General features: G+C 61.9%; 25 protein-coding genes. 16 read left to right on the forward strand and 9 right to left on the reverse strand.

What is annotated here, in order from left to right; genetic code table 11:
* Positions 1-2: 2 nt before the first annotated feature.
* From EDD52_RS08830 to EDD52_RS08850, 5 genes are all read right to left on the reverse strand, one after another.
* On the reverse strand, positions 3-1,334 hold the full coding sequence (locus EDD52_RS08830; protein ID WP_132243980.1) for an NAD(P)/FAD-dependent oxidoreductase: 1,332 nt from the start codon (positions 1,332-1,334) through the stop codon (positions 3-5).
* On the reverse strand, positions 1,331-2,146 hold the full coding sequence (locus EDD52_RS08835; protein ID WP_132243982.1) for an ABC transporter permease: 816 nt from the start codon (positions 2,144-2,146) through the stop codon (positions 1,331-1,333). The genes EDD52_RS08830 and EDD52_RS08835 overlap by 4 nt, the downstream gene beginning before the upstream one ends.
* 73 nt (positions 2,147-2,219) lie before the next feature.
* Complete coding sequence (locus tag EDD52_RS08840; RefSeq protein WP_132243984.1) at positions 2,220-3,110, reverse strand: ABC transporter permease subunit; 891 nt, start codon at positions 3,108-3,110, stop codon at positions 2,220-2,222.
* Position 3,111: 1 nt separating this feature from the next.
* Positions 3,112-4,236, reverse strand: a complete 1,125-nt coding sequence (locus tag EDD52_RS08845) for an ABC transporter ATP-binding protein (RefSeq protein WP_132243986.1) — start codon at positions 4,234-4,236, stop codon at positions 3,112-3,114.
* 66 nt (positions 4,237-4,302) lie between these two features.
* Complete coding sequence (locus EDD52_RS08850) at positions 4,303-5,388, reverse strand: polyamine ABC transporter substrate-binding protein (RefSeq protein ID WP_207905994.1); 1,086 nt, start codon at positions 5,386-5,388, stop codon at positions 4,303-4,305.
* 161 nt (positions 5,389-5,549) lie between these two features.
* Between EDD52_RS08850 and EDD52_RS08855 the strand changes: the two genes are divergently transcribed.
* Both EDD52_RS08855 and EDD52_RS08860 read left to right on the forward strand, forming a co-directional pair.
* Positions 5,550-6,215, forward strand: coding sequence for a GntR family transcriptional regulator (locus EDD52_RS08855; RefSeq protein ID WP_132243990.1), 666 nt, complete (start codon positions 5,550-5,552; stop codon positions 6,213-6,215).
* Positions 6,216-6,285: 70 nt separating this feature from the next.
* Positions 6,286-7,689: an aspartate aminotransferase family protein gene (locus EDD52_RS08860; protein WP_132243992.1), complete on the forward strand. Its 1,404-nt coding sequence runs from the start codon at positions 6,286-6,288 to the stop codon at positions 7,687-7,689.
* Positions 7,690-7,758: 69 nt separating this feature from the next.
* Here the strand turns inward: EDD52_RS08860 and EDD52_RS08865 are convergent, their stop codons facing one another.
* A complete protein-coding gene (locus EDD52_RS08865) occupies positions 7,759-8,256 on the reverse strand; it encodes a DUF3576 domain-containing protein (protein ID WP_132243994.1) in 498 nt (165 codons plus the stop codon).
* Between the two features lie 284 nt (positions 8,257-8,540).
* Here EDD52_RS08865 and EDD52_RS08870 point away from each other — a divergent pair, with 284 nt between their 5' ends.
* The 3 genes from EDD52_RS08870 to EDD52_RS08880 all read left to right on the forward strand — a co-directional run bounded on the left by EDD52_RS08870 (position 8,541) and on the right by EDD52_RS08880 (position 11,721).
* Positions 8,541-9,509: a porin gene (locus EDD52_RS08870; RefSeq protein WP_132243996.1), complete on the forward strand. Its 969-nt coding sequence runs from the start codon at positions 8,541-8,543 to the stop codon at positions 9,507-9,509.
* A gap of 98 nt (positions 9,510-9,607) precedes the next feature.
* Positions 9,608-11,068: a tetratricopeptide repeat-containing sulfotransferase family protein gene (locus EDD52_RS08875; protein WP_132243998.1), complete on the forward strand. Its 1,461-nt coding sequence runs from the start codon at positions 9,608-9,610 to the stop codon at positions 11,066-11,068.
* Positions 11,068-11,721: a YggS family pyridoxal phosphate-dependent enzyme gene (locus tag EDD52_RS08880; RefSeq protein ID WP_207905995.1), complete on the forward strand. Its 654-nt coding sequence runs from the start codon at positions 11,068-11,070 to the stop codon at positions 11,719-11,721. The genes EDD52_RS08875 and EDD52_RS08880 overlap by 1 nt, the downstream gene beginning before the upstream one ends.
* A gap of 6 nt (positions 11,722-11,727) precedes the next feature.
* Here the strand turns inward: EDD52_RS08880 and EDD52_RS08885 are convergent, their stop codons facing one another.
* Entirely contained in the window at positions 11,728-12,228 is a 501-nt protein-coding gene (locus tag EDD52_RS08885) for a L,D-transpeptidase family protein (protein ID WP_132244002.1), read from the reverse strand.
* Positions 12,225-13,310: a GTP cyclohydrolase II gene (gene ribA / locus EDD52_RS08890; RefSeq protein WP_132244004.1), complete on the reverse strand. Its 1,086-nt coding sequence runs from the start codon at positions 13,308-13,310 to the stop codon at positions 12,225-12,227. The genes EDD52_RS08885 and ribA overlap by 4 nt, the downstream gene beginning before the upstream one ends.
* 173 nt (positions 13,311-13,483) lie before the next feature.
* Between ribA and EDD52_RS08895 the strand changes: the two genes are divergently transcribed.
* From EDD52_RS08895 to EDD52_RS08925, 7 genes are all read left to right on the forward strand, one after another.
* The gene (locus EDD52_RS08895; protein WP_132244006.1) at positions 13,484-14,170 is read left to right on the forward strand and encodes a response regulator transcription factor; all 687 of its coding nucleotides are present in this window, start codon (positions 13,484-13,486) and stop codon (positions 14,168-14,170) included.
* A gap of 216 nt (positions 14,171-14,386) precedes the next feature.
* The gene (locus tag EDD52_RS08900) at positions 14,387-15,115 is read left to right on the forward strand and encodes a nucleotidyltransferase domain-containing protein (protein WP_243651882.1); all 729 of its coding nucleotides are present in this window, start codon (positions 14,387-14,389) and stop codon (positions 15,113-15,115) included.
* Positions 15,116-15,287: 172 nt separating this feature from the next.
* Positions 15,288-16,076 (forward strand): exodeoxyribonuclease III, encoded by a 789-nt coding sequence (locus EDD52_RS08905; RefSeq protein WP_132244008.1) that lies wholly within the window; start codon positions 15,288-15,290, stop codon positions 16,074-16,076.
* 149 nt (positions 16,077-16,225) lie between these two features.
* On the forward strand, positions 16,226-17,137 hold the full coding sequence (locus EDD52_RS08910) for a thioredoxin family protein (protein ID WP_207905996.1): 912 nt from the start codon (positions 16,226-16,228) through the stop codon (positions 17,135-17,137).
* Positions 17,138-17,164: 27 nt separating this feature from the next.
* On the forward strand, positions 17,165-17,806 hold the full coding sequence (locus tag EDD52_RS08915) for an LON peptidase substrate-binding domain-containing protein (RefSeq protein ID WP_132244012.1): 642 nt from the start codon (positions 17,165-17,167) through the stop codon (positions 17,804-17,806).
* A complete protein-coding gene (locus EDD52_RS08920) occupies positions 17,803-17,988 on the forward strand; it encodes a Trm112 family protein (protein ID WP_132244014.1) in 186 nt (61 codons plus the stop codon). The genes EDD52_RS08915 and EDD52_RS08920 overlap by 4 nt, the downstream gene beginning before the upstream one ends.
* 113 nt (positions 17,989-18,101) lie before the next feature.
* Positions 18,102-18,503: a hypothetical protein gene (locus EDD52_RS08925; RefSeq protein WP_132244016.1), complete on the forward strand. Its 402-nt coding sequence runs from the start codon at positions 18,102-18,104 to the stop codon at positions 18,501-18,503.
* Here the strand turns inward: EDD52_RS08925 and EDD52_RS08930 are convergent.
* Entirely contained in the window at positions 18,448-19,701 is a 1,254-nt protein-coding gene (locus EDD52_RS08930) for a UbiH/UbiF/VisC/COQ6 family ubiquinone biosynthesis hydroxylase (RefSeq protein ID WP_207905997.1), read from the reverse strand. The two genes, EDD52_RS08925 and EDD52_RS08930, sit on opposite strands and share 56 nt — an antisense overlap.
* A 49-nt stretch (positions 19,702-19,750) precedes the next feature.
* On the opposite strand from EDD52_RS08930, the gene EDD52_RS08935 reads away from it, so the two are divergent.
* The 4 genes from EDD52_RS08935 (at position 19,751) to EDD52_RS08950 (ending at position 26,204) form a co-directional block, all read left to right on the forward strand.
* On the forward strand, positions 19,751-21,079 hold the full coding sequence (locus EDD52_RS08935) for an amidase (protein WP_132244018.1): 1,329 nt from the start codon (positions 19,751-19,753) through the stop codon (positions 21,077-21,079).
* 171 nt (positions 21,080-21,250) lie between these two features.
* Entirely contained in the window at positions 21,251-22,429 is a 1,179-nt protein-coding gene (locus EDD52_RS08940; RefSeq protein ID WP_132244142.1) for an aminotransferase class I/II-fold pyridoxal phosphate-dependent enzyme, read from the forward strand.
* Positions 22,430-22,440: 11 nt separating this feature from the next.
* Positions 22,441-25,413 (forward strand): DNA translocase FtsK, encoded by a 2,973-nt coding sequence (locus tag EDD52_RS08945; RefSeq protein ID WP_132244020.1) that lies wholly within the window; start codon positions 22,441-22,443, stop codon positions 25,411-25,413.
* 188 nt (positions 25,414-25,601) lie between these two features.
* Positions 25,602-26,204: a LolA family protein gene (locus EDD52_RS08950; protein ID WP_132244022.1), complete on the forward strand. Its 603-nt coding sequence runs from the start codon at positions 25,602-25,604 to the stop codon at positions 26,202-26,204.
* Positions 26,205-26,225: the final 21 nt, after the last annotated feature.

A 26,225-nucleotide genomic window follows, 5' to 3' on the forward strand; every position in this document is an offset into this window, starting at 1 on the left:
CCTCAGTCGATCAAACGGGCCAGAAGATATTCGGCACTAAGCAGCGCCCGCCGGTATTTCCCCAATGGGAACCGTGGGGGAGGGGTGGCAAACGCGCGGGGCAACGGATGCCTCGGGGTCTTGTCCTGGACCAGATCGGCAAGGATCGTCCCGCAATAGCTGCCCATCGCCACCCCGTTGCCATGATAACCAAAGGCGGCAAAGGCACCCGGCATCTCCGGGATCTCGCCGCAAAACGGTGTCAGGGACGCCGTCAGACAGACCATGCCTGACCAGTAATAGGGCGTCGGCACATCGGCCCATGCCGGGAAGATCCTGTCGAAATCGGCGCGGACCCGGGCGCGAATGCGCGCCTCGTTCGCGGCAGAGCTTTTCAACCCGCCGCGCATCCCGAAGACCATCCGTCCATCCGGCGTCAGGTGAAAGTAATGCAGCATCGCTCGATCTTCATAGGCCATCTGATGGCTGGTCCAGCCCTGCGCGCGCAGGGTGGCTTCGTCCATCGGGTCGGTCGCGATGACAGAGCTTTGGGCGGGCAGCGTTCTGCCGCGCAACCACGGGACGAGGTCTTCTGATGTGTAACCATTCGTGGCCACGATCAGCCGTCGCGCATGGATGCGGGCGTTGGGCGTGGTTACCACAAAGCCGGTCCCGTCCCGTTCAATGCTGCATGCCGGGCTATTGGCGTAGACTGTGGCGCCTGCGGCCCGCGCGGCGAGAAGAAGGCCCAACAGGTACTTCCGCGGATGTATCGCGAAGCCGACCGGAAGGGTCAGCCCGGCATGATGTGCAGAGACCATGCCACGTGCCGCAAGCGCCGTTGCGTCGTGCAGCTGTGGCTCCACACCATAGGTGCGGCGCATGTCGTTTCGTGTCTGTTCGAGCTTCCGCGCAGCCTTAACGCTTTCTGCAAGGATCGTCTCGCCGTCAGAATGGCGGTCAATCTCGATCCCGAGGCGCCCGGTCAGTTCGTCGACATGTGCGACGGCCCGAAGCTCTGCCGCCCGTACCTCCTCGGCCGCGCCTTTGCCAAACTGCCTGGTCAGCATTGCGTTCGTGGCGCGCGTGCCTCCAACGCAACAGAACCCGCCATTGCGCCCCGATGCGCCCCAACCCGGATGTCGCGCGTCGATCATACAGGTGGCGATGCCATCCTCGGCCAGATGCAGGGCGGCGTTCAGGCCGGTATAGCCACCGCCGACAATCAGGACGTCGGTATGCAGATCGCCTTCGGCAGCCGGGGCATTCAGGCTGTCCTCCGGCACCCCCTGCGCCCAGAAATTCTGCTGGTTGGGCGCGTCCGACAGGGCAAAGTCGCCGTAAAGATGCCTCATCCGCGTTCCGCGTTGCGTGTCTCTGCCTCTTGCCGGACGGCGGCGCGTTTCGAGATCAGTGAAGCAGAGATGACACCCACGGTGACGATGGCGATCATGATCGTGGACAGCGCGTTGATCTCGGGCGAGACGCCAAGGCGGACGGCAGAAAAGATCTTGATGGGCAGGGTCGTGGAAGACGGTCCCGCCGCGAAAGAGGCGATTACCAGATCATCAAGCGACAGGGTGAAGGCCAACAGCCAGCCGGAAATCACGGCGGGCGCGATGATCGGCAATGTGACCAGCCGGAAGGCATCAAATGGAGAGCAGCCAAGATCCTGCGCGGCTTCTTCCAGTGATTTGTCGAAACTGGTCAGGCGCGAGGACACGACCACGGACACGTAGCACATGGAAAAGGTGGTATGGGCCAGGACAATCGTCAGAACGCCGCGATCCAGCCCGATACCGATGAACAGCAAAAGGAGCGAGAGACCGGTGATCACCTCGGGCATGACGAGGGGTGCATATATCATGCCGGAAAACAGCGTCCGGCCCGGAAAACGGTTGGCCCGCACCAGCACGTAGGCGGCCATTGTCCCAAGGATCGTCGCGAGGGTGGAGCTGAACACGGCCACGCGCAGGGTGACCCATGCGGCATCCAGAAAGGCCTCGTTCCGGATCAGCTCGGCGTACCATTTGGTTGAAAACCCGGCCCAGACGGTGACCAGTTTTGACGCGTTGAAGCTGTAGATCACCAGAATGACCATCGGCAGATAAAGGAACGCGAACCCAAGGGTCAGGGAGGTGGCGTTGAACCAGCTGAAGCGTCTCATGCGGTGTGCCCCCGTGCGGGTGCGCAGACTGCCCGTTCCCGCCGCAAATGGGGTGGTGTGAAGTCCCGCAGGGTCATCCTTCGGCCTCGCGTTGTAGCTGCTGGTTGCGCTGGAAAAGGATGATCGGGACGATCAGGATGAGCAGCAGAACGATGGCGACGGCAGAGGCAACCGGCCAATCGCGGTTCGAGAAGAACTCTTCCCACAAAACCTTGCCGATCATCAGCGTTTGCGATCCGCCCAGAAGGGAGGGGATCACGAATTCGCCCAAGGCGGGGATGAAGACCAGAAAACACCCGGCCACGATCCCGGATTTGGAAAGCGGCACAGTTACCAGCCAGAAGGCGGAAACACGCGAGCAGCCAAGGTCTTCGGCTGCTTCCAGCAGGCTTTCATCCATCTTTTCCAGCGCCGCGTAGATCGGCAGGATCATGAAGGGCAGGTAGGTATAGACGATGCCGATATAGACGGCAGTATTCGTGTTCAGAATGGTCAGGGGTTCAGAGATTACCCCCAGAAACAACAGGAACTGGTTCAGCAGGCCTTCGGTGTTCAGGATACCCATCCATGCGTAGACACGGATCAGAAAGCTGGTCCAGAAGGGCAGGATGACCAGCATCAACAGGGTGGGCCGCCACTCGTGCGGCGCACGGGCGATGCCGTAGGCGATGGGAAACCCGCATAACAGCGTCATCACGGTCGACAGCAGCGCGATTTGCAGCGAGCTGAGATAGGCCTTCCAATAAAGGTCATCCGTCGTGAGAAAGGCGAAGTTCTCGAAATCCAGACCGGACAGGAACGCCCGGAACCCGGCCCATCCTTCGGACAGGTCTAGCTGTGGGGTGTAGGGCGGGATCGACAGCGCGATATCGGACAGAGAGATTTTCAGAACGATCAGGAACGGCACCAAGAACAGCGCCAGCAGCCACAGATAGGGGACTGCGATGAGGATCAGGCGGCGCATGTCATTGCTCCAGCACCACGCCGGCCGTTTCGGTCCAGCTAAGCCAGACCGTGTCCTCCCATGTGAAGGAGCGGCGGGCGATGCGGCGGGTGTTTGCGCTTTGTGCTTTCAGAACGTCTCCGGACGGCAGTTCGACATGATAGGTCGAGATATTGCCAAGATAGGCAATGTCGAGAACCTTGCCGGTCACCGCATTGGCAGCCTCGGCCGGGCGTTCGGCGGTGATGGACAGCTTTTCGGGGCGGATCGCGAAATGCACCTTCTGGCCGGGCGTCAGGCTGCGTGTGCTGCGCGCACGGATCGGCGGCTGGCCCTCGGCCCAGGAGATCGAAACCGATTCGCCCTCTTGCGCGGCTGCGCCCTCGATGATGTTCACATCCCCGATGAAATCCGCGACATAGACCGAATTTGGCGCCTCGTAGATCACATCCGGGGTGGAGACCTGGATCAGCTTGCCTTCATCCATCACGGCAACGCGGCTGGCGACGGTCATGGCCTCTTCCTGGTCATGGGTCACGATCACGAAAGTCGTGCCGGTCTTTTCCTGAATGTCCATCAACTCGAACTGGGTGTCCTGCCGCAGCTTCTTGTCAAGCGCGCCCAGAGGTTCGTCGAGCAAAAGCAGCTTTGGCGCTTTCGCAAGGCTACGTGCCAGCGCCACCCGCTGCCGCTGTCCGCCAGAGATCTGATGCGGTTTTCGACGGGCAAATTTGGTCAGCCGGGTCAGGCGCAGCATGTCCTCGACCCGGTTCGCGATTTCATCCTTTGAGGCGTTGCCGCGCCGCAGGCCGAACGCAATGTTGTCCCAGATCGTCAGATGCGGAAACAGCGCGTAGCTTTGGAACATCATGTTCACGGCGCGTTTGTTGGGCGGGACCGGGCCGATATCCTTGCCCGCCAGAAGGATGCTGCCAGAGGTCACGGATTCAAACCCTGCAAGCATCCGCATCATCGTGGTCTTGCCGCAACCTGACGGGCCAAGAAGGGCAAAGAATTCCTGTTCGAAGATATCAAGCGACAGATCATCTATCGCAACGAAATCCCCGAATGCCTTGGTCACCCCTTTGAATTCGATCAAGGGCTTGGCGTCTGGGTCGTTCCAAGGGGCAAAGACCGTCTGGGTCATGGGAATGTCCGGAAATGCAACGGAAGAAAGGCCCGCGCGGTGGGCGCGCGGGCCGAGAGGGACGCCTTAGGTGCCCGACTTGATCTTGGTCCACATCCGCGTCACGGTGCGTTGCACCTTCGGATCATAGGGCGTGGTGGTAAACAAGTTGTTAAGAGCGTCCTCGGACGGATAGATCGCCGGGTCCCCGCTCACATCCTCGACAAGAAACTCCTGCGAGGCCTTGTTGCCATTGGCGTAGTAGACATAGTTCGACGCCGCGGCCATGTTCTGCGCATCCATGATGAAGTTCAGGAATGTGTGGGCCTCTTCCACGTTCGGGGCGTCCACGGGAATCGCCATCTGGTCGAACCACATCTGCGCACCTTCCTTTGGCGCGTTATATGCGACCTCAACCCCGTTATCGGCCTCTGCCGCGCGGTCACGCGACTGAAGCACATCCCCCGACCAGCCGACAGCCACGCAGATGTCACCATTTGCCAATGCGTTGATATATTCGGAAGAGTGGAACTTCTGGATATGCGGGCGCACCGCCATGAAGACGTCTTCGGCCTTGGCGATCACCTCCGGGTCATGGCTGTCCGGGTCTTCGCCGATATAGTTCAGTGCTGCGGGGATCATCTCTGCCGGGGCGTCGAGGAAATGCACACCGCATGCGGCCAGCTTTTCCATGTTCTCAGGCTTGAACACCAGGTCCCAGGACTCAATCGGCGCGTCCTCGCCCAGCACTTCCTTGACCTTCGTCACGTTCACCCCGATGCCGGTGGTGCCCCACATGTAGTTGATCGAATATTCGCTGCCGGGGTCATATTTGTCGGTGCGGTCGGTGATAACGCTCCACATGTTTTCCATGTTGGGCAGCATTGACTTGTCAAGCTTCTGGAAGGCGCCCGCCGCGATCTGGCGTTGCAGGAACGTACCCGTGGGCACCACCACGTCATAGCCCGACCCGCCGGCCAGCATCTTCGTTTCCAGCACCTCGTTGCTGTCGAACACGTCATAGATAAGGTCGATGCCGGTTTCTTCTTCGAACTTCGTCAGCAGGTCTTCGTCGATATAGTCGGACCAGTTATACACCCGGACCTCTTGCGCCTGCACCGAAGCGGCGGTGATGGCTAGGCTAGCGGTGAAACTCAGCAGCGCTGTCTTCATTATATTGCTCCCGTTGGACTCTGGGCGCCTTTTTGCATGGCGGCCTCTGTCCGGATTTGATCAAGTTTCGAGGTGTCTGGCAATAACTTGATGTTTCCATGGCGCAGAAATCAACGCAAGGTAGACCCTGACATCCGAAAAACGCGCCGGGGAGGGGCGCCATGATGAACATTCATGCAAACCAGCGCCAAGCGAAACTGCCCGCACATGAGGTTGTCTATCGCAAGTTGCGCGCGAGGGTTCTGTTCGGAGAGATGGCACCGGGGGAGGCTGTCACCATTCAGGGAATCGCCGAAGCCCTTGGCGCGGGAATCACTCCGGTGCGCGAGGCCATCCGCAGGTTGATTGCCGAAAGCGCGTTGGTGTTTCAGGACAATCGCCGCGTTATCGTGCCGGAATTGAATGCCGGCGCGATTGACGAACTGGTCACGGGCCGCACCGCGCTGGAGCCGGAACTGGCCCGGCGGGCGACTTTGGGGCTGGATCAGGGGGTCATTGCAAAGCTCGAGACGGTCGACGCTCTTTTGGACAAGGCGATCGCGCGGGGCGATGTGCGCGGCTATCTGGAACACAATTACCGCTTCCACGACACGCTTTACGCTCAGGCAGAGGCGCCGATCTTGCGGTCACTGGTGGATGGGCTGTGGTTGCGGTTCGGCCCCTCGCTGCGGGTGGTCTGCGGCCGGTCCGGCACGCTCAACCTGCCTGACCGTCACAAGGAACTGATCGCCGCGCTCAGCCGCGCGGATGCAGAGGCGGCAGCCGATGCCGTGCGCTACGATATTCAGGAAGGCATGAGCCAGGTCCGCGCCGCGCTGGACGGTTGATTCGATTGACAGGGAAGAATTTGATCATATTCTTCGGGCAATCCCTAGCCCCTTCATTTGCAGGTGTCTCATGACCCAGATTTCCAACCATATGCCTACGGCAGAATTGCAGGCGCTGGACGCCGCGCACCATATGCATCCTTTCACCGCGGGCGCAGAGCTTGCGCAGAAAGGCGCGCGCGTGATCACCCGGGCCGATGGCGTCTGGCTGACCGACAGTGACGGCAACCGTATCCTTGACGGCATGGCGGGGCTTTGGTGCATGAATATCGGCTATGGCCGGACAGAGCTTGCCGATGTCGCCGCCCGCCAGATGCGCGAGCTTCCCTATTACAACACCTTCTTTCAGACGACGCATGTGCCTGCCATCGCGCTCGCGCAGCGTCTGTCAGAGCTTGCGCCCGGTGATCTGAACCATGTCTTCTTTGCCGGATCGGGGTCAGAGGCCAATGACACCAATATCCGCATGGTCCGGACCTATTGGCAGCTGAAAGGTCAGCCGCAAAAGAACATCATCATCTCGCGTTGGAACGGGTATCACGGGTCTTCCGTCGGGTCGGGCAGCCTTGGCGGGATGAAGGGGATGCATGCGCAGGGCGGCCTGCCGATCCCCGACATTCACCACATCAACCAGCCGGACTGGTGGTCAGAAGGTGGCGAGATGAGCCCCGAAGAGTTCGGCCTCGCCCGCGCGCGCGAGCTTGAGCAGGCGATAGAGACGCTGGGCGCGGACCGCGTCGCTGCTTTCATCGCAGAGCCTGTACAGGGCGCGGGCGGCGTCATCATCCCGCCTTCGACCTACTGGCCCGAGATCCAGCGCATCTGTGATGACCACGGCATTCTGCTGATCGCGGACGAGGTGATCTGCGGATTCGGGCGCACCGGCAACTGGTTCGGGTCGCAGACCGTGGGCTGGCGGCCTCATATCATGACCATCGCCAAGGGGCTTTCCTCTGGCTACCAGCCGATTGGCGGGTCCATCGTGTGCGACGAGGTTGCCTCTGTCATCGGCAGTGCAGAGTTCAACCACGGCTATACCTATTCCGGTCATCCCGTCGCTTCTGCCGTCGCGCTTGAGAATCTGCGCATCCTTGACGAAGAGGGGATCGTGACCCGCGTGGCCGAGGAAACCGGCCCCTATCTGCGCGATGCCTGGGAATCACTGGCCGACCATCCGCTGGTGGGCGAGGCCAAGATCGTGGGCATGATGGCGTCCATTGCGCTGACACCGGATAAATCCGCCCGGGCGCCCTTTGCCTCTGATGCCGGGACCGTTGGGTATATCTGCCGCGAGCGGTGTTTCGCCAACAATCTGGTGATGCGCCATGTCGGCGACCGGATGATCATCTCTCCGCCGCTGGTGATCTCGAAGGAAGAAATCGACACGCTGATAGAGCGCGCCCGCAAATCGCTGGACGAATGTCATGCCGCGCTGAAGGATCAGGGGCTGATGAAGGCTGGCACCCGCAACTGACGTCGGAAACGACAACGGCCCGCGTGGTGGCGGGCCGTTGGGTCATTCTCATATATAGATGCCGATGCTTTACAGGCGGCTGTCCTGTCCGCGCAGCTGGCGAGCGCGTGTCAGGATCGCGTCCTCGACCGCGCGCACGGTGGATGCGCTGGCAGGACCGGATTGGGTCATCAATGCGACGTTCAAAGACCGAGCGTCCAGCGCGGGATCGCTGACATAGACTGTCGCGCGATAGGCCCGCCCGCCGCCGGGCGGCGTGCCAAACCCGGTCGTGATGACGCCGGTGAACGGATCGACGGATTGCACAGGCAGGAAGTTCAGCACCTCCAGCGAGGCGTTCCAGAGGTATTTGTTGACCGCGCCGATCTGGCCCACGTCGTCGCGCGCCCGAAAAATATCCCAAATCGTGGAACGCGTGCGCGCGCTTTCACCGTAAAGGTTCTCGCTCAGGATCTCGTCCGCGGGGGGCGTGTCGACCGTACCGCGATTGCCGCCGCGGCTACACGCGCTTGTCAGTGCCAGCGTGGCGATAAGGCCAATGGCCAGTCCATTACGCGTGAGTGCCATGTCGTCTGCTCCTGCCCCGGGTGGCGTATTGTTTCTTTCCATACCTGTCGGCGCCCGTCACGACAAGGCGCAGATTGTTCATGAAGAAGGAGGGCTTGCGCGGTGGGCATGCGGGCGCGCATTGGGGAAGGGGGAATTCTTGTGGCAAAAGCGCATCACTGAAATGCTTGTTGGCAGCGAGCCCGGCGCATGTCTTGCAAACACGCCCTCCTCGGGAGCATAGAACATGCATCGAGACCGGAAAGCCGGTTTGATACGTGCCTTTCGAACACATGAGGGAAAAAATGAAAGCTATTCTTTTCGCTACCACGGCACTGGTCGCAACTGCCGGCATCGCCGCTGCAGAAGTCAGCCTGACCGGTTCCGCTGAAATGGGTATCATGGGCGGCGACGGTATCGCTGACCAGTTCCACACAGACATCGACGTGACCTTCGGTATGTCCGGCGAAGCCGACAACGGTCTGTCCTTCGGCGCATCCGTTGATCTAGACGAGTCCATCGGCGACGCTGCCGAGCAGGGCGGCGATGAGTCGCAAGCAACTCGTGACGACGCCGAGCACGGCGGCGCGACCATGTTTGTTGCATATGGCGGCGCCAAGCTGACCATGGGCGACACCGACGGTGCGTTCGACAAAGTCCTGAACGAAGCCATCATCGGCTCCTCGCTGGGTGATAACCACGAGCACGGCGGTTACAACGGTAACTCCGGCCTCGACGGCACCTATGACGGTCAGATCGCTCGTTTCGACTACTCCTTCGACGCCTTCACCGGCGCGCTGTCGGTTGAAGTCGACGACTCCGGCGATAGCGACCCTGTCTGGGGGCTGGGCGTTGCGTATAACGCAGAGCTCGCAGGTCTCGACCTGGGTGTTGGCCTTGGTTACCAGACCACCGACGACGACAACGATGCTGACGAGATCTGGGGTCTGAGCCTCGACACCACTTTCGCCAACGGCATCCAGGCGATCGTGAACTACTCGTCCAAGAGCTTTGTTGACGCGGAAGACGAAGAGCATTGGGGCATCGCATTCGGTTACTCCATGCAGGCTCTGACCGTTGCAGTGAACTACGGTGAGTACGACAACGTCGATGGCGTTGACGGCGACACCGCGAAAGGCTGGGGCCTGATCGCCAACTACGACCTGGGCGGCGGTATCGAAGCTCAGTTCGGCTACGGCGACTCCGAGTCCGAAACCGGTGGCGTAGAAGAAGACGACAACACCTACTCGCTGGGTCTGGCAATGAGCTTCTAAGCTCAAGCCAAGCTTTGTTTAAGGAAGAGCGGGCCTTGCGCCCGCTCTTTTCTTTTGTGCGGCAGGGCGGTAGCACATGGGCCAGACAGGAGGTCCCGATGTTCCCGATCACCCGCGCGCAGATCCCCGAACATTACAAGCGGGCCAAAGGGCTGCACGCCGCCGGTCGGCTGGATGAGGCCGCAGCGCTGTACACCTCGCTAAAAGCGGTCGCGCCGGGAATGGCCGAGCTGCCCTTCCAACTGGCCCGGATCGCCGAGGCGCAGGGCGAAAGGTCAAAGGCCGTCCGCCTGTATGCCGAGGCCGACAAGATCAAACCCGGCGAGCCGATCATCCTGCGCGCTTTGGTGCAGGCCGCACAGGCGCAGGGGGATGAAGACAGCGCGATTGCCGCATTGGACAGGTTGATCGCGCTGGACCCGAAGGCGATCAAGCCGCAGGCCGACAAGGCCCACTACCTGCAACAGTTGGGCAGGTTCACCGCCGCGGAAAAGATCTATCGTCGGCTTCTCAAGGCGCATCCCCGGAATGGCGAGCTTTACCGAGTCTTCACCGGCACGCAAAATCTGGCACGCGGCGACAAGCTGTTGCGGGAGATGAAGAACGCCTGGAAGGACCCCGGTCAGGATGATGACAGCCGCATGCATCTGGGCTTTGCCCTTGCCAAGACGATGGCCGATATCGGTGAGACGACGCAGGTTTTCGGTTTCCTGAACGAGGCCAACGCGCTGCAACGGCGCTACTTCCCCTATGATCCGAACGACTATGCCGCAGATGTAGAGGCGCTCTTGTCAGCGCAGGATGGGGCGGACCTTTTGCCGCCGTCCGATGGGGCAGGGTTGAAGCCGATCTTCGTCATCGGAATGCCGCGATCCGGCACCACGCTGGTCGAACAGATCATCGCCAGCCATTCAGAGGTTTCCGCCGGGGGCGAGCTGACGGTGCTGCCGGGGCTTGCCTATCGCCAGTTCGGCGGACCGCGCGGCATGGCGCATTTGCGCGACGTTCCCGCCGATGCGCTGGCGGGCTTTGCGCAGAACTATGCAAAGGCGGTGCAGCGGGCGACCGGGGTTGCCTCCGGGCCTGTCACCGACAAATCAATCCAGCCCTTTCTGGTTCTGGGCCTGCTGCGTCGGGCCATTCCGGGTGCGCGTTTCATCATCGTGCATCGCGATCCAAGGGATGTGGCCCTGTCGATCTACCGCAATTATTTCGAAAATGGCGTGCATCGCTACTCGAACGCGCTGCCGGATATCGCGCATTACGTGAAAACCTTCCAGCGGGTGATCGCCTTCTGGCGTGAACGCATGCCCGATGGGTTTCACGAGGTGCATTACGAGGATCTGGTCACAGACCCGGAACCACAGTCCCGGGCGATTGTGCGTGCGGCCGGCCTCGACTGGCAGGACAGCTGTCTGGAATTTTATAAACACGCGGGCAATGTGCGCACGCTCAGCCTGCAGCAGGTGCGTCAGCCGATCTATAGATCGTCCACTGCCGCCTGGAAAAAATACGAGGCCGATCTGGCCCCGTTCATCGACGCAATGAAGGAGCCGTGATGGGACTGTCAGAGATCAAGGAACGCATCGCGCGGGCAGAGGCAGATGCAGGCCGGGATGCAGGTTCGGTCCAGTTGATTGCCGTGTCCAAGGTTCAGCCGGACGAGCGCGTGCGCGCTGTGCTGGACGAAGGCCACCGCCTGTTTGGCGAGAACAAGGTGCAGGAGGCGGCAGGCAAATGGCCGGGGTTTCGGCAGGATTATGACGGCGTGCAGGTCCATCTGATCGGCCCGCTGCAAAGCAACAAGACGCGGCAGGCGATGGACTTGTTCGAGGCGATCCATTCCGTCGACCGGCCCAAGCTGGCAAAGACCATCGCCCGCATCGCGCAGGAAATCGGTGCCTGTCCGGAGCTGTTCATCCAGGTCAATACCGGGGAGGAGCCGCAAAAGGCCGGGGTGCTGCCTGCCGATGCAGATGGCTTCATTGACGAATGTCGCGGCATGGATCTGCCGGTGCGCGGGCTGATGTGCATCCCGCCGGTCGACGAGGCGCCCTCGTTGCATTTCGCGCTGCTGGCGAAGATCGCCGCGCGCAACGGGCTGGACGGCTTGTCGATGGGGATGAGCGATGATTTCGAACAGGCGATTGCGCTGGGGGCCACGCATGTCCGCGTCGGCTCTGCGATTTTCGGGGCAAGGGTTCCGGGCTAGGCGGGCTTAGCGCGGCGGCACGATCAGCCGTGTCTCTGGCGTAATTTGGCAAGCGATCTGCCAGAGGTGATCCGGCCGGAAGGCCACGCATCCTTCGGTCGGATACCCGGCGCGGCGCCAGCGATGCAGAAAGATCGCCGATCCCGCGCCGGGCGTGGCGTCTGGCCAGTTCCAGTCGGTCAGCAGGATCAGGTCATATAGCGGATCGGCGCGGCGCAGCGTTTCATGGCTGAACGGGTAGGGCGCGCGGACCAGCGTGTTGTAATCCGGCCTGTCCGGATCGTCCGACCAAAGGTCGCCCGGGCGGATCGGTTGGGCCCAGGGCTGCGGTGCTGCGATACGGTCTGGGCGGTACAAAATTCCGGTGATCCGGTGCGTCCCCACCGGCGTGGCGCCGTCGCCTTCGCGCTTGTCCGTGCGGACCCCGCCGCGCCCGATGGTGCACGGCCAAAGCCGACCCGCAAAACGAATGCCACGGCCCGTCAGGACAAGGTCGCGCGGGGTCACAACAAATGCCCCGATTTTGCGGCCTTGGTAGCGAGGTAACCCTCGTTCTGCGCGGTCTTGCCGACCTGAAGCGGCACGCGTTCCGTGACGGCGATGCCGTGTTTTTCCATCATCGCGATCTTGGCAGGGTTGTTGGTCAGGAGCCTGACGGATGAAAACCCCAGCTTCTTCAGGATATCCGCACCGATGCGAAAATCGCGCTCGTCATCTTCGAAGCCCAGCCGGTGATTGGCCTCGACCGTGTCGAACCCCTGATCCTGAAGCGAATAGGCGCGCATCTTGTTGGCAAGCCCAATGCCGCGCCCTTCTTGATTGAGGTAGAGCAGGACGCCGGAGCCTTCCTCTCCCATCTGGGCGAGGGCCGCGCGCAGTTGCGGGCCGCAATCGCATTTCAGGCTGCCCATCAGATCGCCGGTGAAACAGGCCGAATGCAGCCGTGCAAGCACCGGCACGTTGCGGGCGGGCTTGCCGATTTCCATCGCGTAATGCTCTTCGCTGCCGTCTTCGGGGCGAAAGACATGCAGGCGCCCGGTCTCTGACACGGACACGGGCAGGCGGGCCGCGACAATCTCGGACAGGGGGCTGAGGCTTTGCAGCAGGGGCGCCACGGTGGGGGTTTCAAGCCGCGTCAGCCCGTGTTGCGCCGCAAATCCGCGGGCATCCTTCAGCGGCAGCACCAATGCGGCAGGAAGCAATCGCGCGGATTTGGCAAGAGCGACGGCAAGGCGGTGCGGCGTGGCATCGCCCTCGCGCCGGGTCAGGAAGGGGCCCTTCATCGGCTTGCGCAGGTCGTCGGCCGGATCGGCAAGCCCCCGCACCCAGTCTGGCGTCGCGTCATCGGGCAGGGCAACGCGGGCCACATCGCCGTCATAGGCGCGCGCTTTCAGCGTCGCCGCCCGCCGCCCGGTCAGCGCCAGATCCACCGGCCCCAGCGTCTTGGCAAAGGCAAGCCGTTCCGGCGTCAGCGTCTCGGCCGCCAGAAGAAGCGCAGGAGAGGCCCCATCTAGAACGACAGGCACGCCCATGCGCAGGTCCGCACGTGCGCGCGAAAGCATTTCCTTGGGGTCGGGGGAAAAGGGCATCTGGGTCTCGATTGCTGCAATCCGCCTTGGACGTGTAACGAAAGCGCCCCGGAATTGAAACATATCCGGACTCTCAGGCGTTCCTTTACACGAGGACGTGAGCCCGTTGCAGCAAAACTTGTCCTTCCCGTCGGTTGGGCACATCTAACGATCAGAACACGGAGGACGCCTGTATGGGACAGCTCAAGAATATTCTGCTCGTCGACGACGACGACGATCTGCGCGAAGCCTTGTCGGAACAGCTTGTTATGACCGAGGATTTCGAGGTCTTTGAAGCCGGGACCGGCGCGGAGGCGATGACCCGCGTAAAGGAACAGCTATACGACCTGATCGTGCTGGATGTCGGTCTGCCCGACACCGATGGACGAGAGCTTTGCCGCCTGATGCGCAAGCAAGGCGTGAAGGCGCCTATTCTGATGCTGACGGGCCACGATAGCGATGCAGACACCATTCTGGGTCTGGATGCAGGCGCGAATGACTACGTGTCGAAGCCCTTCAAATTCCCGGTTCTTCTGGCCCGCATCCGCGCTCAACTGCGCCAGCACGAACAATCCGAAGATGCGGTTTTCCAGCTTGGGCCGTATACGTTCAAACCGTCGATGAAGATGCTGGTGACAGAGGATGACCGAAAGATCCGTCTTACGGAAAAAGAGACCAACATTCTCAAGTTCCTCTACCGCTCCAATGACGGTGTTGTCGCGCGCGATACGCTGCTGCACGAGGTTTGGGGTTACAACGCGGGCGTTACAACCCACACGTTAGAGACACACATCTACCGGTTGCGCCAAAAAATTGAGCCGGAACCATCAAATGCACGTCTTTTGGTGACGGAATCAGGCGGTTATAGATTGATCGCCTAAGGAAAAAATCGTACGATGGTATACGTTTTGCCGTAACTGGCACAACTTAAGAGATTTCTTCTCCCGTTGCATGTGCGGGTTATCGCATGCACCTCCCTGTTGGACTGACCCGGGCTTCGGCCTGGGTCTTTTTTTGGCCAGACCATTATCTTCGGGCACCCGGCGGCAAGGCAGGGTATCGTCCGGCAAAGCGATTGGTGAGGAAGGTGGTTTCAGATGGATCATGCACAGGTCATTCAAACGGTTTCGGATGCCACCCGTGAGGTGGACGGGCTTCGCGGGCTTTTCCTGAGCGGAAGCTATGGGAACGGATGTGCCGACGCCTATAGTGACATCGATTTCATTCTCGTGGCCGAGGAAGGCGCAACCGACAGGATGGCACAGGTTTGGCGGGAAGCAATCGAACAGAGCGGCGAAATCGTGCTTTGGTGGGATCGCATGACAGTCCCTGTGCTGATCAACGCGATAACGGCGGATTGGGTGCGGACGGATGTGATTATCCTGAAGCCCGATCAGATGAAGGCCCATTCGCGTGACCGACTAAAGCCGCTTTTCGACCGTGACGGGATCCTCGGCACCTTGCCCGAGGCTGCCGCATCTACGCGGCCCAACCCGAAGAAGGCACTGTATCAGTTCGAGGAATTCATAAGGATTCTCGGCTTGCTGCACCTCGCGGTCGGGCGCGAGGAATATATCAACGGCGTTCTGGGTGTCTTCCATCTTCGGAACCTGCTGGTCGAACTGATGATCGAGGAGACCGGTGCCCCGAACAGGGGCGGCGTGCTGCATCTCAACCGGTTGATCACTGATGAACAAAAGGCGCTGTTGACCGCCCTGCCACCGCCCGTGGCCGAACGGGAGGCGATGATAGAGGCACATCTGGCCTATGCGCGGGCCTATCTTCCTTCCACGGGCGCGCAAGCGGGCGGAAGCGTTGGGGATTGACTGGCCAGAGCGGTTCGAAGCTGTGACGTGGAAACAGTTGCGCGACACGCTGTCGATTGAACGCCCCTACGTTCCGGAGTGACGGCGGGCGTTCGCCTTGCACCCGGCGCATGATGCGGGCAATGTCGCCGCTCCTGATCCGCCGCAGACCTGTCCAGAACGGAGCCCGCCGATGCCCTTCACCCTTGCCACATGGAACATCAACTCCGTCCGCCTGCGCGAACCTATTGTTTGCAAGCTCTTGCAGGAAGAGGCACCCGACGTGCTTTGCCTGCAGGAATGCAAAAGCCCCGTCGACAAGATCCCGCTGGAGGGGTTCAGGGCCCTTGGATACGAACATATCGTTGCGCGCGGTCAGAAGGGCTATAACGGGGTCGCGATCCTGTCGAAGCTGCCGATCGAAGATGTGGGCGGGCATGATTTCGTCGGGCTTGGCCACGCGCGCCACGTCGCGGCGCGTCTGGAAAATGGCGTGACGATCCACAATTTCTATGTGCCAGCAGGCGGGGATGTACCCGACCGCGCGGTGAACGAGAAGTTCGGACAAAAGCTCGACTACCTCACCGAGATGCGTGACTGGTTCCATGGCGACCGGCCGGAAAAGGCGATCCTGGTGGGGGATCTCAACATCGCCCCGCGCGAGGATGACGTCTGGAGCCACAAGCAGCTTCTGAAAATCGTCAGCCACACGCCTGTGGAGGTTGAACATCTGGCGCAAACACAGGACGCGGGCAACTGGGTGGATATCACCCGTCAGGATATTCCCGACGGGCAGCTTTACAGCTGGTGGTCCTACCGCGCGAAGGATTGGAATGCGGCGGACAAGGGGCGCCGGTTGGATCACGTCTGGGCAACTTCCGACATTTCCAATGCCGGGCATTCCAGCCGCGTCCTGCGCGCTGCGCGCGGATGGGAAAAGCCATCGGACCACGCGCCGGTGTTTGCCAGCTTCGATCTTTAACCCCATCGCCGCCCATCGCGGTCGCCCGCATGACTGACACACCGGTTTCTGCTTGCGGGACGGGGCCGGAAAAATGCGCCCCCTTGCAACATGCAGCGCCATGGGCCATCTAGACTGCAACACAAAACGACAGATATGGGATCCGGGATATGATCGAACTTGGCGCCGCTCCGCAAGCCGATGCAACGCTGATTGAGGACGTGACCGAAGCCGATTTCATGGCAAAGGTCGTCGAGGCCAGCCGGACAGTCCCCGTGATCGTCGATTTCTGGGCGCCCTGGTGCGGCCCCTGCAAGACGCTTGGCCCGCAGCTCGAGGCGGCGGTCACCGCAGCGAAAGGCGCGGTGCGCATGGCCAAGGTCAATGTCGACGAAGCGCAGTCAATCGCTGGCCAGTTGCAAATCCAGTCCATTCCCACGGTCTATGCGTTCTGGCAGGGCCAACCGATTGACGGGTTTCAGGGCGCGGTCCCGGAATCTGAATTGAAGGCATTCGTGGACCGGGTCGTTCAGGCTTCTGGCGGCGATGCGTCGGGCGGGCTTGACGAAGCGATGGCCGCGGCCGAGGAGATGCTGGAACAGGGTGCGGCCGCCGATGCTGCGCAGATTTTTGGCGCCATCCTGGGCGAAGAGCCCAACCACGCGGGCGCCTATGGCGGGATGGTGCGCGCCCATATCGCGACCGGTGATCTTGAACAGGCAGAGGCGGTCCTGAACGGTGCCCCTGCCGAAATCAGCTCTGCGCCAGAGCTTGAAGCGGCACATGCGCAGCTTGAACTGGCCAAACAGGCACAGAACGCGGGCCCGGTGACCGAGCTGCGCGCGCAGGTCGAAAAGACGCCGGACGATCATCAGGCACGGTTTGATCTGGCCCAGGCGCTGTATGCCGGGGGCGATGCTGACGCGGCCGTCACCGAATTGCTGGAAATCTTCCGGCGCGACCGCGAGTGGAATGACGGTGCGGCCAAGGCGCAGCTGTTCACGATCTTCGAAGCGCTCAAGCCCAATGACCCGGTCGTGCTGAACGGTCGGCGCAAGTTGAGCTCTTTGATATTTGCCTGATCGTCCGACAACGCTAGTTTCAGCGTCATGAGCCGCATAGTCGACCTTCCGGACACCATTCCGATCTTCCCGCTGCCGGGCGCGTTGCTGCTGCCCCGCGCGCGGCTGCCGTTGAATATTTTCGAGCCGCGATACCTTCAGATGCTGGATGACGCGCTGAAGACCTCTTCGCGGATGATCGGCATGGTGCAACCGTTCGAACGCCCGGAGAGTGCGGATGCGCTTCACAGCATTGGATGTGCGGGGCGGGTGACGCAGTTTTCGGAAACCGAAGACGGACGCTACATGATCACGCTGGCTGGCATTTCGCGGTTCCGGATCAAGAAAGAGGTGGAGGGCTTCACCCCGTACCGCCGCTGTGAAGTGTCTTGGGAAGGGTTCGAAAAGGATCGCAATTCGCATGCAGAGCAGGATGATACGTTCTGCCGCGACAGCTTTCTCAAGACACTCAGCCGCTATTTCGATGCGCGCGATCTGTCGGCAGACTGGGAAACCCTGCAAGAGGCTGATGACGAGTTGCTGGTAAACTCTCTCTCAATGCTTCTGGAATTCCCGCCCGAGGATAAGCAGGCCCTGCTGGAGGCCCCCTCGCTGACCACACGGCGGGAAACTCTGGTCACCCTGCTGGAATATGCCCTGCGGGGTGGTGGAGAGGAATTGATCCAATGAACACGACGCCCGAACTGGACCGCCGCATGTTGGAGGCGCTGGTCTGTCCGCACACGCATGCTGTGCTGGAATACGACCCCGAAAAGCAAGAGCTGATCTCGCGCAATGCCGGGCTTGCCTATCCGGTGCGCAACGGCATTCCGGTGATGCTGCGCGACGAGGCCCGCGCGCTGAAGGACTGAAGAATACAAGTGCCGTCCTGCCCCCGTCGGGCGGGCTCGCGCGCATTCACCGTAAGGTGATTTTCCCTCAGAAGATCCACAGGTTAGCGTCTTCGCGAAAGGGGGCTTTCCCGATGTACAGACCTATTATTTCTGCGCTGGTTGGCGGGCTTTTCGTCATCGCAATGTCGTGGTTCGGTCTTGCCGCGCTGGCCGGGGCGCATCCCGGTTGGGACATGCAGGTTGCCCTGATCGGCGCCCCGTTGGGGGCCTTGCTGGCGATGCTTCTGGGCTGGATGGAACGTGTTCGCGCCGCGTTTATCGCCGGTGTGGTCACAAGCGCGTTGGCCTATGCTCTGGCACTGCGCGGCAAGGCCGCTTTTGCTGCCTCCTACGCTGAGGATCAGCTTGCCGGCATGTTGTGGTATAACGGCTGGATCGGCCTATGCGTCGGCGTCACGCTGGCCCTGTCTGCGGTGCTTAACCGCGCATCAATTCCGGCAGGTCGCCGGTCAGCCCCGCCGCCTCTCGCATGAAACCCCGGCGCAAGGCGGGGACGGCCTGAACCGCCTTCATGCCAAGATCCCGGCCCGCGCGCAGGAGCGGGTTATCGTTTGAAAACAGCCGGTTGAAGATGTCCGTGGCGCCAGCCAGCGTGGCAGTGTCGAAACGCCGCCATAGCTGATATCGCGCCAGAACATCGGGCTGGGCGAAATCCTCGCCGCGCTGACGGGCATGGGTCAGCACATGCGCCAGCGCAGCAACATCGCGCAGCCCTGCGTTCAGGCCCTGACCGGCGATCGGGTGCACGCCATGCGCCGCATCCCCGACCAGCGCCAGCTTGTCACCGATGAAACTGTTGGCCAGACTCAGCGACAATGGGTAGGTGAACCGGTCGCCCGCAAGGCTGATCTCTCCCAGGAAATCACCGAAGCGTGGGCGCAAGACGTCCAGATAATCTGCATCCGAAAGGGCGTTGATCCGTTGCGCGGCATCATCGGTTTCGCTCCAGACAATAGAGGAACGATTGCCCGGCAGGGGCAGGATCGCGAGCGGCCCGGACGGCATGAAAAATTGATGCGCGATCCCGTGATGCGGCTTTTCATGCGAAATGGCGCAAACCAGTGCCGTCTGCCCGTAGCGCCAGCCTGTGCGGCGGATGCCTGCACGCGCGGCCGTGCCACTTTGCCGGCCGTCGGCGCCCACCAGAAGGCGCCCGTGCAGCTGCGCCCCGTCTTCCAGCGTGACCGTCACGCCGCCGGGCCTGGCCTCTTGCGCTGTCACGCGGCAACCGGGCAGGTGACGGATCGTTTCGCATCGGTCAACAGACTGCCAGAGCGCGCGCCGCAGGTAACGATCCTCGACCATGTAGCCCATCGGGCCTTCTTCGATCTCGGCATGGTCAAAATGCAGCCCCAGAAAAGCCGCGCCTTCGCCCGCTCGCCCGTCGGTGACTTTTATTTCCAGCATTGGCTGCGCGTGATCCGCCAGCTCGTCCCATAGCTCAAGACGCGCCAGCATCCGCTGCGACGCCAAAGCCAGCGCATAGGAGCGCCCGTCGAATTCATTCGCCAGCGCAGTCTCGGCAGGCAGCGCGTCAATAACGGTGGAGGACAGGCCCGCTTGTGCGGCTGCCAGTGCAAGGGCAGGACCGTTCAGTCCGCCGCCCACAATCAGAAGATCGGATTCATCTCTCATACCTGTCAATATGGCGGCGGATGCGGGATTGTCCATGCGCCGCGCTGCCGCTACCGTCGCCGCGATCAGACAGGGAGTGGCAGTCATGCAGCAGTGGTCGGAAACAAGTGCCGCAGAACTTGGACGGGGTATCGGCGCTGGCCAGATCGACCCGGTAGAGCTGACCACGTTTTTCCTTGATCGCATCGGCTCACACCGGCTGGGCAAGGACATATATGCCCGCCTGACGCCAGAGCGCGCGATGGCCGAAGCGCAGGCCGCCGCCGCCCGTGCCAAGGCGGGGCGCCGCCTTTCGCTATTGGACGGGGTGCCGTGCAGCTGGAAAGATCTCTTCGACACGGCAGGCGTGGCGACAGAGGCCGGATCTGCCCTGCTTGCAGGCCGCGTGCCCGATCATGACGCCAGGGTGCTGCGCGTGGCGACCTCTATGGGTTTGGTTTGTCTGGGAAAAACGCATATGTCCGAGCTGGCCTTCTCCGGCCTCGGGCTGAACCCGGTCACGCGAACCCCGCCTTGTGTGAATGACGAAAACGCCGTCGCGGGCGGGTCGTCCTCCGGCGCGGCAACCTCGGTTGCCTTTGGTCTGGCGCCCATCGCGATCGGGTCGGATACCGGCGGATCGGTGCGCATCCCGGCGGCCTGGAATGATCTGGTGGGGTTGAAAACCACGTCGGGGCTGCTGTCCTTGCAAGGGGTCGTTCCGCTCTGCGCGCGGTTCGATACGGTTGGCCCGCTCAGCCGGAATGTCGAGGATGCCGCCCTTGCATTGGCAGCCTTGAAAGGCGCGGCCCCGATGGATCTGCGTGGCGCTACGCTGAAAGGCGCCCGCCTTGCAGAGCTGCGCACCATCGCAGGCGACGATCTGCGCGACGCGCCGGGCGCGGCCTATGCCGCCGCTGTCGAAAAGCTGCGCGCGGCTGGCGCCAATATTGTGAGGATTGACGCCCCCGAAGTGGCCGACGCGATGAACGACACGGCGGTGCTTTACACGGCAGAGGCTTACGGGCAGTGGCGCGATGCCATCGAGGCCGCGCCGGACAAGATGTTTGACCGCATCCTAGAGCGGTTCCGGGCCGGGGCAGGGGTCAGCGGGCCGGATTTCGTGGCTGCCTGGCACCGGCTGGATGCGCATCGCCGCGTATGGGCTGCGCGCACGGCCGGGTTTGATGCGGTGATCTGCCCGACCGCGCCAATCCTGCCGCCCAATGCCAACCGGCTGATGACCGACCCGGAATATTACGTCTCGGAGAACCTTCTTGCCCTGCGCAACACCCGGATCGGTAACCTGATGGGCGGCGCGGGGCTGACATTGCCCACCGGGCAGCCCAGCTGCGGTATCCTGTTCATGGGCCAGCCATACGGGGAGGAGCGTCTTTTGCGTCTGGGTGCCGCCGCAGAGGCCGCGCTGCGGTGAAACGGGCCCGCCCTGCGCGGCCGGCCGCAGCGCCGTCATCCGCCGCGGCCAATGCGTTCTAAGTGTCACAGCACTCATTTTCCCCCGCCTTTTTCTGGACGGCCCGCATGCGCTTGGCTATTCTGGGGCAAAGCGGGGCGGCAATGACCCTGCACCTTGAGGCAGTTGAATATGTTTCCCGAGCGGTTCTCGAACCTACCGGCCTACGCGTTTCCGCGCTTGCGGGCGCTTTTGGACCATCACGCGCCCGGCGGCGACGTGGTGCACATGACGATTGGCGAGCCGAAACATGCGTTTCCGGCATGGGTGGCGGACATCATCGCGGAAAATGCAGCCGGGTTCGGGCGCTATCCTCCCAATGACGGCACGCCGGAATTGCTGGACGCGATTGCGGGATATTTCGGGCGCAGGTTCGGCGTGTCGCTTGATGCGGCCACGCAGGTCATGGCGCTGAACGGCACACGGGAAGGGCTTTACAATGCTGCGATGGCGTTGTGCCCGGAAGAGGTTCGGGGCAAGCGGCCCGTCGTGCTGATGCCCAACCCGTTCTATCAGGTTTACATGATCGCGGCGATTTCCGTGGGGGCAGAGCCTGTCTTTGTGCCCGCAACCGAGGCAACCGGCCACCTGCCGGATTACACGGGGCTTGCACCCGAACTGCTGGACCGGGTTGCCATCGCTTATGTCTGTTCGCCCTCCAATCCGCAGGGCGCCGTGGCCGATGAGGCCTATTGGCGCGAGTTGATCGCACTGGCAGAAAAGCACGATTTCCGCATCTTCGCGGATGAATGCTATTGCGAGATCTACCGTGATACACCGCCCCCCGGCGCGATGCAGATCGCACGGCAGATGGGTGCGGATCCGGAACGCGTGGTGGTCTTTCATTCGCTGTCCAAACGGTCGAACCTGCCGGGTCTTCGGTCAGGCTTTGTTGCGGGTGGGCCGGATTGCATCGCGCGTATCCGGCAGCTGCGGGCCTATTCCGGGGCGCCGTTGCCGCTGCCGATCCAGATCGCCTCGGCGCGGGTTTGGGGCTGCGATGAACATGTCGCGGAAAACCGGTCGCTCTATCAGGAGAAATACGCGATCGCGGATGAGATATTCGGCGGGGTGCCCGGCTATGCGGGGCCGGAGGCCGGGTTCTTCCTGTGGTTGCCCGCCGGAAATGGCGAAGAGGCCGCTTTGAAGGCATGGACCGAAACAGGCGTCCGGGTCTTGCCCGGGGCCTATCTGGGACGGGACGTCGACGGGGTTAACCCGGCGCAAGAATTTATCCGGGTCGCGTTGGTGGCCCCAAAAGAAGAGATGCAGCGCGGACTGATCAGGCTCCGCGACTGCCTGTACGATTGAGGCGAGGGAAGATGGCATACCAGGCACGGGGGCGTGATCCCCTTTTCGACAGCAACATGCAGGCGGCGATCGAGAAGCGCGGAAAAGAGCTGGCAGGCTTGCTGCTGGTCGTGCTGGGCTGCGCGGCTGCGGCCATGATCGCAAGCTACACGCCCGAGGATCCGAGCTGGCTCTCGGCGACGGATGCGCCCGTGCAGAACTGGTTGGGTCGACTTGGGGCGTCGATCGCCGCACCTCTTTTCATGATCGTCGGCTGGGGAAGCTGGGGGTTGGCATTGGTGTTGATCGTCTGGGGCGCTCGTTTCGTCCTGCATCGTGGCGATGACCGTGCCACTGCGCGCGTGATCTTTGCGCCGATCTGGATTGCCCTGGCGGCGATCTATGCCGCGGGTCAGAATATCGGGCCGGAATGGACACACAGCTTTGGTCTTGGCGGTCTTTTCGGCGACATGATGATGGGATCCTTGCTGAATATCCTGCCGGTCGGGGCGACGTTCGGGCTGAAACTGGTGCAGGTCATCCTTGGCGCGGGCCTGCTGGTTCTGGGGGCCTTCGTCCTTGGTTTTACCAAGCATGAACTGCGCAGCATCGGCCGTTTCCTGATGGTGGGTATCGTGATGACCTACGCGTCGCTTCTGACGCTGCTGGGGCGTGGGGCCGGGGCATCTGTCCGTGCGGCGCAGGCCGTGCAGGCCCACCACGCGGAACGCCGCGCGCGCAATCGCGTCGAAGCGGCAGAGGCCGCGGAATGGGCTCAGGCGCAGGCCGCTGTCCCGGCACCTCCTGTGGCCGGTCACGATGCCGAGGACCCCGCAGAGAAGACCAGCTTTCTGGCGCGCATGCCCGCACTGATCAAGCGACCGCTTGACCAGATGCCCGAACCTGAACTGATCGAGATGGACACCCCTGCCGATGTCGGCGAAGGCCCCAGCGAGGACCGGATCAAGGCGAAGATTGCCGATGTCATCAAGGCCCGTGTTCGCAAGAACCCGGCATTGCAGATCCCAAGCGTGGCCCCCCTGACCAAGGGGCGCGGACGCGGTCCCGACCCGTTGGTGATTACACCGCGCAGTGGCTTGCCGCCGGAGCCGCCCTTGACTTTGGGTGCCGCGAAACTGGCCGTGGAGCCGCCGCTGACCGGCACGCGCAGCGCTGACGCCGCGCCCGAGATGCCAGAGATCGCGCCCGCCGCCCCCCAGGCCGGACGGGTCATCACGCCGCGCCCGCGCCCAGAGGCACCCGTCGCCACCCCCGCGCCGCAGCCGATGCCGGAAGAGGAGGTCGATCTCTACGAGGCTGAAATTCTGGACGAGCATTACCATTTCGAACCGCCGATGCAGACACAGCCTCTGCCGGTTCCCGAAGCGAAAAAAGTCGTGCAGCAGCCGCAGCGCAAACCGTTGCAGCCGTCGCGCCGCGCCCAGGAGGAAAAGCAGCCCAGCCTGCGGTTCGAGGACAATCCCGAAGAATACGAGCTGCCGCCTTTGAACCTGCTGATGAGCCCGGAGAATATCGAACGGCACGTCCTGTCCGACGAGGCGCTTGAAGAAAACGCCCGTATGCTGGAAAGCGTCCTTGATGATTATGGCGTGAAGGGTGAAATCGTCTCGGTCCGTCCCGGCCCCGTCGTCACCATGTACGAGCTGGAGCCCGCCCCCGGCCTGAAGGCAAGCCGCGTCATCGGCCTTGCCGATGATATCGCGCGCAGCATGTCTGCACTGTCGGCACGCGTTTCCACGGTGCCGGGGCGCAGCGTGATCGGCATCGAACTGCCCAATGAAAACCGCGAGATGGTGTCCTTCCGCGAGATCCTGTCGACGCGCGACTATGGCGACGGCAACCACAAGCTGCCGCTGGCGCTTGGCAAGGATATCGGTGGCGATCCCGTGGTGGCGAACCTGGCCAAGATGCCTCACCTGCTGATCGCGGGGACGACCGGTTCGGGCAAGTCGGTGGCGATCAACACCATGATCCTGTCGCTGCTTTACAAGCTGACACCGGATGAATGCCGCCTGATCATGATCGACCCCAAGATGCTGGAACTGTCCGTCTATGACGGCATCCCGCATCTGCTGTCCCCGGTTGTGACCGACCCGAAAAAGGCCGTGGTCGCGCTGAAATGGACCGTGGGCGAGATGGAAGAACGCTATCGCAAGATGTCCAAGATGGGCGTGCGGAACATTGACGGCTATAACGGCCGTGTGGCAGATGCCTTGTCCAAGGGCGAAATGTTCGAACGCACGGTTCAGACCGGGTTCGATGACGACACCGGCGAGCCGATCTTCGAGACGGAACAGATCGAGCCCAAGAAAATGCCCTATATCGTCGTCATCGTCGACGAGATGGCCGACCTGATGATGGTTGCGGGCAAAGAGATCGAGGCCTGCATCCAGCGTCTTGCGCAGATGGCGCGGGCCTCGGGCATCCACCTGATCATGGCCACGCAGCGCCCGTCGGTGGACGTTATCACCGGCACGATCAAGGCGAACTTCCCCACCCGGATCTCGTTCCAGGTGACGTCGAAGATCGACAGCCGCACCATTCTGGGCGAAATGGGTGCCGAACAACTGCTGGGTATGGGCGACATGCTGTACATGGCGGGCGGTGCCAAGATCACCCGGTGCCACGGCCCATTCTGTTCGGATGAAGAGGTCGAGGAGATCGTCAATCACCTCAAGGCCTACGGTCCGCCCAGCTATGTGGGCGGTGTGGTCGAAGGGCCGGATGACGAAAAGGCTGATAATATCGACGCGGTTCTGGGCCTGAACACCGGTGGTAACACCGATGGCGAAGACGCTCTTTACGATCAGGCGGTGGGCATCGTGGTCAGGGACCGTAAATGTTCCACCTCCTACATCCAGCGTAAACTGGCGATCGGCTATAACAAGGCGGCGCGATTGGTGGAGCAGATGGAAGATCAGGGTGTCGTGTCCTCTGCCAACCACGTGGGCAAACGCGAGATATTGGTGCCCGAACAGGGGTGAGCCGCGTCAGGCTCCCCCTCCCCTGCCGGAACTTGTGCGTTCTGACGGCGTTTTGATGCCTGCGGCCAAGGGCTCCCCTTGATATGCGGCGATGCGACGGTGATATCTCTGACATCCGGTCCGTTATCGCATATCAACGGGCAAAGACCTTAGATACGCCGGACAGAAACGACGATTGAGGACGACACATGACCTTTCTTCGCACCTTGGCAGCGGCCACCGCTGTTGCCTTTCTGGCGATGCCCGCCGCGGCGGAAAAGCTTTCGCTGAATGCGATTTCCAACTACCTGAACGGGCTGACATCGGCCAAGGGGTCGTTCACACAGATCAACGACGATGGCACGATCTCGACCGGAACGATCTATATCAAGCGCCCCGGCAAGGTTCGATTTGAATACAATCCGCCCGAACAGGCACTGGTGCTGGCCTATGCCGGCGAGGTTGCGATCTTTGACAAGAAGACGGGGCAGGCGCCCGACCGCTACCCGCTGGCGCGCACGCCGCTCAACATCATTCTAGAGCGCAATGTGAATCTTGGTCAGGCCAATATGGTCACCGGGCATGGGTTTGACGGCACTGCCACGACGGTGAAGGCGCAGGACCCGAAACACCCCGAATATGGCGATATCACGATGAAATTCACCGGCCCGCCGGTGGAGCTGCGCCAATGGGTCATTCGCGACGACAGCGGCAGCGTGACCACGGTGATCCTCGGCGATCTGGAGAAGACCTCGGGCCTGTCCAACCGGATCTTCGACATCAACGCCGAAGTTGCAAAGATGGGTCGATAGGGCGCCGCAACGGTCAGTGAC

The organism is Primorskyibacter sedentarius, assembly GCF_004342065.1.
GTDB lineage: Bacteria > Pseudomonadota > Alphaproteobacteria > Rhodobacterales > Rhodobacteraceae > Primorskyibacter > Primorskyibacter sedentarius.

Bases quoted from the DNA above. Each gene is read 5' to 3' on its own strand.
- EDD52_RS08850 (WP_207905994.1), bottom strand. From the start codon at position 5,388: ATGAAGACAGCGCTGCTGAGTTTCACCGCTAGCCTAGCCATCACCGCC.
- EDD52_RS08900 (WP_243651882.1), top strand. From the start codon at position 14,387: ATGGATCATGCACAGGTCATTCAAACGGTTTCGGATGCCACCCGTGAG.
- EDD52_RS08910 (WP_207905996.1), top strand. From the start codon at position 16,226: ATGATCGAACTTGGCGCCGCTCCGCAAGCCGATGCAACGCTGATTGAG.
- EDD52_RS08930 (WP_207905997.1), bottom strand. From the start codon at position 19,701: ATGGACAATCCCGCATCCGCCGCCATATTGACAGGTATGAGAGATGAA.
- EDD52_RS08940 (WP_132244142.1), top strand. From the start codon at position 21,251: ATGTTTCCCGAGCGGTTCTCGAACCTACCGGCCTACGCGTTTCCGCGC.
- EDD52_RS08840 (WP_132243984.1), bottom strand. From the start codon at position 3,110: ATGCGCCGCCTGATCCTCATCGCAGTCCCCTATCTGTGGCTGCTGGCG.
- ribA (WP_132244004.1), bottom strand. From the start codon at position 13,310: ATGCCCTTTTCCCCCGACCCCAAGGAAATGCTTTCGCGCGCACGTGCG.
- EDD52_RS08915 (WP_132244012.1), top strand. From the start codon at position 17,165: ATGAGCCGCATAGTCGACCTTCCGGACACCATTCCGATCTTCCCGCTG.
- EDD52_RS08830 (WP_132243980.1), bottom strand. From the start codon at position 1,334: ATGAGGCATCTTTACGGCGACTTTGCCCTGTCGGACGCGCCCAACCAG.
- EDD52_RS08905 (WP_132244008.1), top strand. From the start codon at position 15,288: ATGCCCTTCACCCTTGCCACATGGAACATCAACTCCGTCCGCCTGCGC.
- EDD52_RS08835 (WP_132243982.1), bottom strand. From the start codon at position 2,146: ATGAGACGCTTCAGCTGGTTCAACGCCACCTCCCTGACCCTTGGGTTC.
- EDD52_RS08875 (WP_132243998.1), top strand. From the start codon at position 9,608: ATGTTCCCGATCACCCGCGCGCAGATCCCCGAACATTACAAGCGGGCC.
- EDD52_RS08865 (WP_132243994.1), bottom strand. From the start codon at position 8,256: ATGGCACTCACGCGTAATGGACTGGCCATTGGCCTTATCGCCACGCTG.
- EDD52_RS08925 (WP_132244016.1), top strand. From the start codon at position 18,102: ATGTACAGACCTATTATTTCTGCGCTGGTTGGCGGGCTTTTCGTCATC.
- EDD52_RS08870 (WP_132243996.1), top strand. From the start codon at position 8,541: ATGAAAGCTATTCTTTTCGCTACCACGGCACTGGTCGCAACTGCCGGC.
- EDD52_RS08920 (WP_132244014.1), top strand. From the start codon at position 17,803: ATGAACACGACGCCCGAACTGGACCGCCGCATGTTGGAGGCGCTGGTC.
- EDD52_RS08950 (WP_132244022.1), top strand. From the start codon at position 25,602: ATGACCTTTCTTCGCACCTTGGCAGCGGCCACCGCTGTTGCCTTTCTG.
- EDD52_RS08880 (WP_207905995.1), top strand. From the start codon at position 11,068: ATGGGACTGTCAGAGATCAAGGAACGCATCGCGCGGGCAGAGGCAGAT.
- EDD52_RS08845 (WP_132243986.1), bottom strand. From the start codon at position 4,236: ATGACCCAGACGGTCTTTGCCCCTTGGAACGACCCAGACGCCAAGCCC.
- EDD52_RS08860 (WP_132243992.1), top strand. From the start codon at position 6,286: ATGACCCAGATTTCCAACCATATGCCTACGGCAGAATTGCAGGCGCTG.
- EDD52_RS08935 (WP_132244018.1), top strand. From the start codon at position 19,751: ATGCAGCAGTGGTCGGAAACAAGTGCCGCAGAACTTGGACGGGGTATC.
- EDD52_RS08855 (WP_132243990.1), top strand. From the start codon at position 5,550: ATGATGAACATTCATGCAAACCAGCGCCAAGCGAAACTGCCCGCACAT.
- EDD52_RS08895 (WP_132244006.1), top strand. From the start codon at position 13,484: ATGGGACAGCTCAAGAATATTCTGCTCGTCGACGACGACGACGATCTG.
- EDD52_RS08945 (WP_132244020.1), top strand. From the start codon at position 22,441: ATGGCATACCAGGCACGGGGGCGTGATCCCCTTTTCGACAGCAACATG.